The following is a 10693-nucleotide window of genomic DNA, read 5'->3' as shown; positions in this document are numbered from 1 at the left end:
TCTATGAACATAACCACTAACAAGTAACCCTGTTTTGCGGGGGTGCAAACATACAACCCTTTTTTATTCTGAAAAGCTTTTTTTGAAGTTTTTTTTTAAAGAAATTTTAACCTCCCTATAACTCAACTTTATCGCCCTATACTTTCTATGAACTTCCACTCAACAGTTAGCCCGTTTTGCGGGTGCAAACATACAACCCTTTTGCAGTTTCTCAAGCCTTTTTCTGTAAAATGTTTTAACTTTTTTGTAACGCTTTGGTTATCTTAGTGTTAAATCTGAAGGTTTTTTAAACCCCCTGCTCCTCGGTGACTTTTTCCTGCCCTACTCCTATATATAAGACTCAAATCTTCTACTTCACTCAACCTCCTGCACCCGGGATAGGCGTGGAAATCCCGCAGCCCAAAGCGAGGAATTGTAACAAATAGCCCGAATTGGGGCCATCAATAATAATCTATAAAAAGAAGTTCCATACAATGCCAAAGCGCAGCACTGCATCTCGGGTAGGATATCCAGGTGTAGAGAATTCGTTATTTTGGCTAAAGGCCTCCCCTATATTTTCAAACTTAAAGAATATGCGTGTTTGTCTAACCTTAGCATTAAAGAAGATATCAAACTGCGGAAAACCTCCAATCTCCTGTTGGTTCTGCACATAGAATTCTGCTAAGACCGGATCGTAGGCATCTGCCTGAAAGGATGTAAAATACTTAAAGGTAACCCCGGTTTGAAGAAATAAAGCTTTTTTAAACCAATGGTCTTGATAGTACAAGGTGTTGCGGGTAACGAAATCCGGCACCTTATATATCTCCTCATCTTGTTCGACGTTTTGATACAATAATGTGTTATCCAACCCAAACTTACCCACTACAATATTTTTGGATGCTTTTACCATCATGACCTCAATAGGGTCTGCAGATTGAAATGGCTTCACAAACCCATCTTCATCACTTCCAAAATAGGTGTAGTTACTTATTTTGCGGTAACTGGCTGAAATATCTAAGGTCTTCGCTGATTTCAATTTGAAGACAATTTCGTCTGTTGCGGTATTCTCAAAAGAATTAAACCAATTATAATTTACGTAATCACTTTGATAAAGCAGAAAATTATAGTTAGGTGCTACTTCCTCTTTGGCCCCCACCAACTCCACAACATCGTTGGGCGTGATGTCAAATCGCATTCCGGCACGGTACATATATCCATCAAAGTCACCAGAAACTATGGTTTCTACATCGGCAAACAGATTAAACTTGCCAAAATCACTTTGGTATGTTCCCCCTGCAATAACGGCATCTCCTTTAATACGATTAGGAATCATAATTGCATCTCCTGAGGCGTTTATTTTTGTAAGTAACGTGTTGTAACCATAATTATAGTTCACGATTTCCGTCTTAACTAACAAATTTCCAATTCCGCGTAAGGACAAATCTCCATACAGTTGATTGCTAAAACTTTCAAATGCCACCTTATCTCTTACTCCACTGGTCACATACGATTCTCCAAAAATAGTGTTAGGTGACGTTTGAATAAATTCGTATGACTTATCGGTAAGATCCATACGATGTCCAATTTTGAATGTTGCAGCAACACTATCAGACATGTTTGATAGTTGAATCTGATGATCTAAATAAAATCGTTTACCTAATAATGTATTCTCGGCATCTTCAAAATTTACTTCAATCGCGCCACGATCATTAAATTCATCTTCTTGTCCAATAAACTCTCCGGTATTTAAATACTGAGCCAATCCATCTTCTGACAACCCGCCATTCTCCTCATTCATTAAATCTTGAGCTACAAAATGAGCTTTTAAACTGTAACGCTTATTTGGAGTACTATAAGAAGCAGTCGATCTAAAATTACCTGAACTTGTTAGTGCATGTTGATACTTACCCAAGGATCTCACTCCTTTATAAGCTATTGAGAGGTTAAGATTAGGCGATGTATTTACTGTAAAAAATGCATCCAACTGCTGACCTTGTTCAAAGGTAGTTTTAAAATAAAGTTCAGTTAAGGGTGTGGGAACATGATAATAATTGATATCCTCAACTTCCATGTAATTAAAATGTCTTGCTCTGGCTCCAAATAAGGGCAACGCATGTGGGTATTCAACCTGTTTAGCCAAACTCGTATAGGATTGTCCTACATTATTTACGGGTAGTAATTCAAAAGTATCTTGTCGCAAATAATCAAATTGATAATCTTTTTGAATGGTTAATGTAGTATCCACAAAGGTGGTATCATTGGATACACTAATAATTTTATAATCTGTAATTGGAGGCTTTTCTTTTTCCTTTTTTTTAGTTCGCAATGATTTGCGTGAGGAGTCTGATGTTTCCTGGTTATCTGAGCTGTTCAAATTATTTACTTTCTTTTTCTGTGCTTGTACTACAGAGGTCAAAAGTAATAGGAATACGAATAACAAATATCTTTTCATAGGATTGCTAACTAAGGCAAAAATATACTTTTTTGGTGAATTGGAATAGCATTACGGTATTTTGAAAAATCAAGTCTTTCTAATTTTATTTTCGATTTTAATTCCTTGGTGTATCTTCGTGCAATGCTAGCACATCAATTACATCCCGACTTAATAGAATGTGGTACCGATGAGGCAGGCCGCGGATGTCTTGCAGGACCTGTAACCGCTGCTGCAGTTATTCTACCAAAAGACTTTGCCAACGATTTGCTTAATGACTCTAAAAAGGTATCTGCTGTTACACGGAAGGAGCTACGAAGCTTATTGGAACAAAGTTGTCTGAGCTATGGCGTCACCCACGTTTTTATGGAGGAAATCGATACTATCAATATATTAAATGCCTCGATTACCGCTATGCAGCGGTCTATTGATAAGCTTACCCCTTTACCTGAGCATATTGCGGTTGATGGCAACCGATTCAAGTCGTTTAAAGATATCCCTCACTCTTGCATAATTAAGGGCGATGGTAAATATCTACATATTGCGGCAGCTTCAATACTTGCAAAAACGTATCGAGATGAGTTCATGGAAAATATACATGAGGAGTATCCGATGTATAATTGGAAAAAGAATAAAGGGTACCCAACCAAAGAGCATCGTGAAGCTATCAGAAAATATGGAATAACAAAATATCATCGTAAAAGTTTCAGATTATTGCCTGAACAGTTTGCACTAGATTTCAAATAATTATATTTGAAAATTATAATTAACATTTATCAATACTCAGATCCTTTTTAATAACGTTTAAGTACCTGAGGCAAACGTTTTGAATTTTATTGACAAACCATCGCATTCTATGAAGAAACTAGTTGTTGTTTTTATTTCGTTACTTATATTTTCCTGTACAAAACAATCTGCTACCTATCACTCATTGCTAGAGTACATTCCGGCAAATGCTCAGGTTGTCATTAAAATCAATGATCTTGAGCAGGCTAAAAGCAAGCTTCTTAATAACTCATTTCTAAAAGCTAATGATTCCTTTGCTTTAGTAAATTATTTTAAGGCTTTACCAGTAACTAAAGAATCCATTTCATCTTCTAGTCTTCTCTGCTTTTCTCCGTTAGGAAAAAATAAGTTTGAATATACATATATCACTTCACTACACGATGTATTACTTTCAACCGACTCGATTACAAATAAGAGTATAGAAAAACTCACCTATTCTGGTCGCGAGATCCATAAGGTTACTTCGCCCACGTCTACTTTTTACGCAGTTCAACAAGATAGTGTCCTTATAGCTTCTTCATCTCAATTACTTATCGAAAATACAATACGCACGACTAATAGGTCTAAAAATATATCCGAAGACCTGAAAAAAGCTTATGAGATTACTGATGATGCACAACCCATGTCAGTATTGTTAAACGGAAAAAAACTGAATCATTTGTTGGAAAACCTGTTAGGTGACCAGCCCGCAAATCTTATTAAAAACTTTAGCGGCTGGATCTCGCTGGACACTTCTATTGAACAAGATGCCATTCATCTAGATGGTATAGCTGTCGAACGCGACTCTTTGACTAGTACTATTGGTATTTTTGACAACACTATTGCTCAAGAAAATCTTATTGCTAAAATTACACCGCTCAGTGCCGCAAACTTTGTTTCGTACACCTTTGACGATTATACTACGCTGAAGAGAAATCTTGCGATCGCTCAGGAAAGAGACATACGGGATATCGCTACCGATTTGGACGATATCTTGAATACCACTTCGGAGATCGGAGTTATTACACTCAATAAAGAAAAGGTTGTTACCTTAACCACCATAAACTCGACAACAGCACAGGAAGTACTACTAGGAGAACGCGCTGAAACGTATCGGGATATTGATATTTACAGGTATGATAATCCAAAAGCGTTATCTGGTATCCTAAAACCTTTGGTACCGGCTATTGACACTTCACTTTATTTCATTTATGGAGATTTTATTGTCCTATCATCTTCAATTGAAGCGTTACGACTCATGATTGCGAACATTCAAAGTCAATCCGTGCTTTCTGATCAAGACTACTATATTACTGCTTTAGAAAAACTTTCTGAAGCCTCATCTATACTCGCTGTACACGATGTTCAACAATATATTAAAAAGCTTCAGGAACAAAACAGCAGTAATCAAACTAATATATGGAGTTCTGTTACTTCGTCTGAATATAAGCTTTTTGTAACGCAAATAATAAAAGAAAAGGATTTTGCGCACCAGCATCATATATTTCAAAAACATATTGCAAAGGGTTCAGTTTCTTCCGTGACACAAGTCGCGGCAACCACTTTGTCAAACAAATTACTAACCCGTCCGGTATTAGTCAAAAATCACAGAACAAAAGGATTGGATATCGCGGTACAAGATATCACTAATACCTTATATCTCATTTCATCAAAAGGAACAGTATTTTGGAAGAAACAACTGGACGGACCTATCCTCGGAGATGTACAACAGATCGACATTTATAAAAATGGCAGATATCAACTATTAGCAAATACTGCCAATACTGTATATCTAATTGATCGTGATGGCAACGCTGTGTCTCCGTATCCAAAATCTTTTACTGATGAGATTACACTACCACTAGCGTTGTTTGACTATGATAAAAGCAAACGATATCGAATTGTCATCACTCAAGGAAACAAGATTACGATGTATAATGCAAAAGGTGATGTAGTAGGTGGTTTTAGATTTAGAAAAACAAAAGATCCTGTGCGCCAAACACCTCAACATATTCGAATAGGCACCAAAGATTATATTTTAATCGCTGAAAAAGGCGGTAAACTTAACATTCTTGATCGCCTTGGCAAATCCAGATTACAAGTAAAAGAATTGATCAAATTCACTAACAATTTGTGGTATAAATATAAGGACGCTTTTATTACGCTTGATGCCGATGGCAGATTGGTACAAATCGACCAAAAAGGAAACGTAACTTATGCTACAAAACTTGAATCATCAAGTTCACTGGTTGCTACTAATAAAACACTCGTAACCCTCTCAGACAACCAGCTCAAAATAAAAGATAAAACTATATCTCTGGATTTTGGAGTGTATACAGCTCCGCAACTTTTTTATATAAACGATAAAATCTATATTTCTGTTACTGATATTCAAACAAAAAAGGTGTTTTTGTATGATAGCAATGGTGATCCGATTAAAAATTTTCCTATCTACGGAATTTCACAAATAGAAATGGGGAATATGGATAAGGACGCTTCTTTGGAAATTGTGGTACAAGGCGAAGATAATAGTTTGCTGCTCTATCAAATGAATTAGAAAGATGCAGGCTGCTCTATCCCAAAAATGCAAGAGTATAGTCTTTTTAACTATATCGACACTTCTTATTCTATAAAATTTGATTCGAATAATGCCGTAAAGTGCTTACGTAATTTCTGTTTTACGATTGCTACATCAACATATTCCTGCCCTAATTCAACATTGAGTGAAGTTACTGCTTTACCTCTTATTCCACAGGGTATTATATTATCAAAGTATCCAAGATCTGCATTTACATTAAATGCAAAACCATGCATCGTAACCCATCGACTTGCACGAACACCCATTGCACAAATCTTACGGGCAAATGGTGTCCCTACGTCCAGCCAAACACCTGTCTCTCCTTCACTTCTAGTACCTTTAATTCCATACTCAGCTAAGGTCAAGATGATCATTTCCTCTAACAAACGGAGGTATTTATGAATATCAGTAAAAAAATTATCTAAGTCAAGAATCGGATATCCAACAATTTGTCCGGGTCCGTGATATGTGATATCTCCACCTCTATTAATTTTATAGAAAGTAGCCCCCTTTTCTTCAAGTTGCTTCTCATTAAGCAACAGATTTTCCATGTCTCCACTTTTACCAAGTGTATATACATGTGGATGCTCTACAAAAAGAAAATAATTAGGTGTTGGAAGCGATAAATCCTCCCGGCGATTTTTAATTTTTAAGTCTAAAATTTCTTTAAATAATTTTTCTTGATATGCCCAAGTGACGGCATAATCTTTCAACCCCAATTCTTGCAGTTCAACAGTCGTGTTCTTCATCTACGCATTATATTCATGCTATGATTTTGGATTGTTTAATATTACTAATGCTGCAATTACTCCGGGGATCCACCCGCAAATAGTTAACAACAAAACAATTAACACTGATCCACAGCCTTTATCCAATACCGAAAGGGGTGGAAAAACAATGGCTAATAAAACTCTCCAAAAACTCATGCTTTTTATAATTTCAAAGGTACAACTTAAATCTTGTACCTTTTAGACGCAGTCTATAAAGATTTGTTACACCAAATGACGCTCGTAAAAATGTTGATTCATTTTTTTCATTATTTAAAACTAAAGAACTCTGGTCAAAGTGATTGAAAGATTACTGCATACTTTGTATCTTTGCACGCTTAAAATGGCACAATTATGCAACTATCAGAACAAGAACTCGTAAGAAGAGAGAAATTGAAAGCGTTACGAGGGATGGGAATAGATCCTTATCCTGCTGCGTTATATCCGGTTGATCAGACCTCAACATCAATTAAAAAAGATTTTGAAGAAGGTAAAAAGGTTATAATTGCAGGGAGACTCATGTCGCGACGTATTCAAGGTAAAGCTTCTTTTGCAGAGCTTCAAGATGCTGATGGTCGTATACAAGTTTATTTTAATCGTGATGAGATCTGCACCGGTGAAGACAAAACGAAATACAATGAGATCTACAAAAAACTTTTAGATATCGGAGATTTTATTGGTGTTGAAGGTGAACTTTTTAAAACGCAAGTGGGAGAGAAAACCGTGTTGGTTAAGGATTTTAAAATCTTAAGTAAGACTTTAAAACCTCTGCCACAACCTAGAACAGATGCTGATGGTAAAATTCATGATGCCTTCTCTGATCCCGAGTTACGTTACCGTCAGCGTTATGTTGACTTGATCGTAAATCCTTCTGTTAAAGATGTCTTTGTTAAAAGAACCAAGCTTTTTAATGCGATGCGTGAGTTTTTTAACACCAAGGGGTATTTTGAAGTTGAAACTCCGATACTTCAGCCTATTCCAGGTGGAGCGTCGGCACGACCTTTTATAACACATCATAACGCATTGGATATTCCATTATATCTAAGAATCGCTAATGAATTGTATCTTAAACGTCTGATCGTTGGTGGTTTTGACGGAGTATATGAGTTTTCAAAAAACTTCAGAAATGAAGGTATGGATCGTACTCATAATCCAGAGTTTACTGCTATGGAAATCTATGTGGCTTACAAAGACTACAACTGGATGATGGAGTTTACAGAAAACTTGGTTGAGCATTGTGCGATAGCTGTAAATGGAACTACGAATGCCACTTTTGGAAAGCATGAAATCGATTTCAAGACACCGTATGCACGAGTAACCATGACCGATTCTATTAAACATTTCACTGGTTTCGATATCACCAATAAGACTGAAGATGAAATTAGAGAGGCAGCCAAAGGCATGGGGATCGCTGTTGATGAAACCATGGGTAAAGGAAAGCTTATTGACGAAATTTTTGGTGAAAAGTGTGAAGGAAATTATATCCAACCAACTTTTATTACGGATTACCCAAAAGAAATGAGTCCGTTGTGTAAGGAACATCGGGATAATCCTGAACTCACAGAGCGTTTTGAATTAATGGTTTGTGGTAAAGAAATAGCAAATGCATATTCTGAGCTTAATGATCCTATAGATCAGCGAGCGCGATTCGAAGAACAGTTACAACTTAGTGAAAAAGGCGATGATGAAGCTATGTTTATCGATCAGGATTTTTTAAGAGCTCTTGAATATGGTATGCCTCCAACATCAGGAATGGGTATAGGAATGGATCGCCTGATTATGTATCTAACCAATAATCAATCCATCCAAGAAGTTTTATTTTTTCCTCAAATGCGTCCTGAAAAGAAACCTCTTGATTTAAATGATAATGAAAAAGCTATTTTTGATGTGATAAAACTCCAAAAGGAGATGGTTATTGAAGATCTGAAAGCAGCTTCGCAGTTAAGCAACAAAGGATGGGACAAAGGGATAAAGGGATTATCAAAATTAAAATTGGTCAAAGTAACTAAGATGGAAGAACAAGTAGTTGTGGAACTAGCTGAATAAAATCTTTCTTACTATTACATATTCTAAGTGCACTCTTAAAGAGTGCACTTTTTTTATTATTGAATACTGAGGTACAAATGGTTTACAATTGAGTTATAACCATTAAATTTTTACGGGAAATAATAATAATCTATATTTGAAACGTTAAAACCAATCTATTATGCCATATTTAACTGAAGAAGAGTTGCAAGAATTACAAGAACAACTCGATCAAGCGAAAGAGCAAAAACGGGTGGCCGACTACACTCATAACAAAGTTTTGCGTGATGAAAAAGAAGCCGCAAGTAAATTTAAAATAGCTACTATAATTCTAGGTATCCTGGCGCTACTCGGCGTTGCCGGAACGATCTATTTTATGACTTTTAGCAATAATAGTAGTATGATTGCCAAAAGCGTTCATGACAAAAAAATTGAAACATTGCAAGAAAAGGTTAATACTCTGGAAGAAAGTAATAGCGCCTTACTTGCTAAATATGAAAACGGAGATTTTCAGCAAACCGGTGAATCCTTAAGCGGAGAAACTGTGTATGCTGTCCAAATTGGTGCTTTTGAGAAAAAAGACCTTTCATTATATTCAGATGGTTTCTCAAATTTCAGGGAAATTCGAGCGGGATCTTATAACAAATATGCTTTAGGTAATTTTAAAACTTTAGAAGAAGCTAAACGCTTTAGAAAAGAATTAGTTCGTATGGGCTTTAGAGACGCTTTTATCGCTTCCTATCAAAATGATGAGCGAGTAAAAATAGAAGAGGCCTGGTAATTTGAAATTAAGATATTTGCAAATAAAAAACAAGGGAGTTCTGCAGAGAACTCCCTTGTTTTTTTTAACTCTTATCTATAAAATTTTTGCTGCTTTGGCGATTGCCGAAATGGTTTCATCCAAATCATGATACGTTAAGGCATCGGTTAGAAACCAGGTTTCAAAAGCACTCGGTGCAATATATATGCCCTGATCCAAAAGTGCATGAAAAAACTTCTTGAAGGTGTCGTTATTTCCATTTGCCGCAGTTTCAAAATCTATCACCTCATCCTGATGAAAGTGCACAGAAATCATAGAACCGATTCGGTTGATAGTATGAACTACATTATTTTCTTTTAATACTTTATGCATGCCATCATGCAAATACTTAGTCTTTTTGGCAAGACTATCAAAAATTGTTGCATTATCGTTCAACTCTTGTAGCATGGTTAATCCTGCTGCCATGGCTAATGGATTACCACTCAGGGTTCCTGCTTGATATACCGGACCTATTGGAGCCAAGTAATCCATAATTTCATTTCGCGCAGCAAAAGCTCCCACTGGTAAACCGCCACCTATCACTTTTCCAAAGGTCACTATATCCGCACGTACATTCAGCAATTCCTGTACGCCTCCCTTAGCCAAGCGAAAACCAGTCATTACTTCGTCAAAAATCAACAAAATATCATTAGCGTCACAGATTTCGCGTAATCCTTCTAAAAATCCAGACTTAGGAGGAATACACCCCATATTACCCGCCACAGGTTCAATAATAATACACGCTACCTCTCCCTCATTAGCTTGCACCAGATGCTTTATATCCTCAATATCATTATATTTTGCCAGTAATGTATCTTTTGCAGTACCCGTTGTTACTCCCGGACTGTTTGGTGTTCCAAAAGTTACCGCTCCGCTGCCCGCTTGGATTAAGAATGAATCACTATGGCCGTGATAACATCCTGCAAATTTGATGATTTTTTCTCTTTTAGTATATCCTCTGGCTAAGCGAACAGCGCTCATACAGGCCTCCGTTCCACTATTGACAAATCGTATTTTATCGATATTTGGCACCATAGAAACCGCTAATTCTGCAATTTTGGTTTCAATCTCAGTAGGCATCCCAAAACTGGTTCCTTTTTTAGCAGTTTCGACAACAGCCTCTACAACTGGAGCATAGGCATGCCCCAATATCATTGGCCCCCATGAGTTAATATAATCGATCAATCGGTTCCCATCAGCGTCATATAAATATGCTCCCTGAGCGCGTGTTACAAAAATAGGATCTCCACCCACGGCTTTAAATGCTCTAACCGGAGAATTGACTCCTCCAGGTATTACTTTTTGTGCTTCGGCAAACAGTGCGCTACTTCTTTTATATATCATATTCT

The 10693-nt window shown here is 36.7% G+C and carries 8 protein-coding genes; 4 read left to right on the top strand and 4 right to left on the bottom strand.

From position 1 onward, the window contains the following. Positions 1-451 precede the first annotated feature (451 nt). Complete coding sequence (locus ACJRPK_RS05320) at positions 452-2431, bottom strand: putative porin (RefSeq protein ID WP_407138788.1); 1980 nt, start codon at positions 2429-2431, stop codon at positions 452-454. A gap of 123 nt (positions 2432-2554) precedes the next feature. Between ACJRPK_RS05320 and ACJRPK_RS05315 the strand changes: the two genes are divergently transcribed. Beyond that, a complete protein-coding gene (locus tag ACJRPK_RS05315; RefSeq protein ID WP_148781415.1) occupies positions 2555-3157 on the top strand; it encodes a ribonuclease HII in 603 nt (200 codons plus the stop codon). A gap of 109 nt (positions 3158-3266) precedes the next feature. Then, positions 3267-5732, top strand: coding sequence for a hypothetical protein (locus ACJRPK_RS05310; protein ID WP_407138786.1), 2466 nt, complete (start codon positions 3267-3269; stop codon positions 5730-5732). Between the two features lie 65 nt (positions 5733-5797). Here ACJRPK_RS05310 and lipB read toward each other — a convergent pair whose 3' ends face one another. Both lipB and ACJRPK_RS05300 read right to left on the bottom strand, forming a co-directional pair. Further along, a complete protein-coding gene (gene lipB / locus ACJRPK_RS05305) occupies positions 5798-6502 on the bottom strand; it encodes a lipoyl(octanoyl) transferase LipB (RefSeq protein WP_407138784.1) in 705 nt (234 codons plus the stop codon). A gap of 18 nt (positions 6503-6520) precedes the next feature. Next, complete coding sequence (locus tag ACJRPK_RS05300) at positions 6521-6679, bottom strand: YqaE/Pmp3 family membrane protein (RefSeq protein ID WP_148781412.1); 159 nt, start codon at positions 6677-6679, stop codon at positions 6521-6523. 195 nt (positions 6680-6874) lie between these two features. On the opposite strand from ACJRPK_RS05300, the gene lysS reads away from it, so the two are divergent. After that, positions 6875-8566 carry a lysine--tRNA ligase gene (gene lysS, locus ACJRPK_RS05295; RefSeq protein WP_148781411.1) on the top strand — a complete coding sequence of 564 codons (1692 nt, stop codon included), beginning with the start codon at positions 6875-6877 and terminating at the stop codon, positions 8564-8566. A 160-nt stretch (positions 8567-8726) separates the two neighbouring features. After that, positions 8727-9326 (top strand): SPOR domain-containing protein, encoded by a 600-nt coding sequence (locus ACJRPK_RS05290; protein ID WP_407138781.1) that lies wholly within the window; start codon positions 8727-8729, stop codon positions 9324-9326. 75 nt (positions 9327-9401) lie between these two features. On the opposite strand, the gene hemL is transcribed toward ACJRPK_RS05290, so the two are convergent. Next, positions 9402-10688 carry a glutamate-1-semialdehyde 2,1-aminomutase gene (hemL, locus tag ACJRPK_RS05285; protein WP_407138779.1) on the bottom strand — a complete coding sequence of 429 codons (1287 nt, stop codon included), beginning with the start codon at positions 10686-10688 and terminating at the stop codon, positions 9402-9404. Positions 10689-10693: the final 5 nt, after the last annotated feature.

Origin of the sequence: Aquimarina sp. 2-A2 (assembly GCF_045505135.1) — a bacterium.
Lineage (GTDB): Bacteria > Bacteroidota > Bacteroidia > Flavobacteriales > Flavobacteriaceae > Aquimarina > Aquimarina intermedia.
The sequence above is the reverse complement of the archived record's forward strand: the minus strand, read 5'-3'. Positions and strand labels throughout refer to the sequence as shown.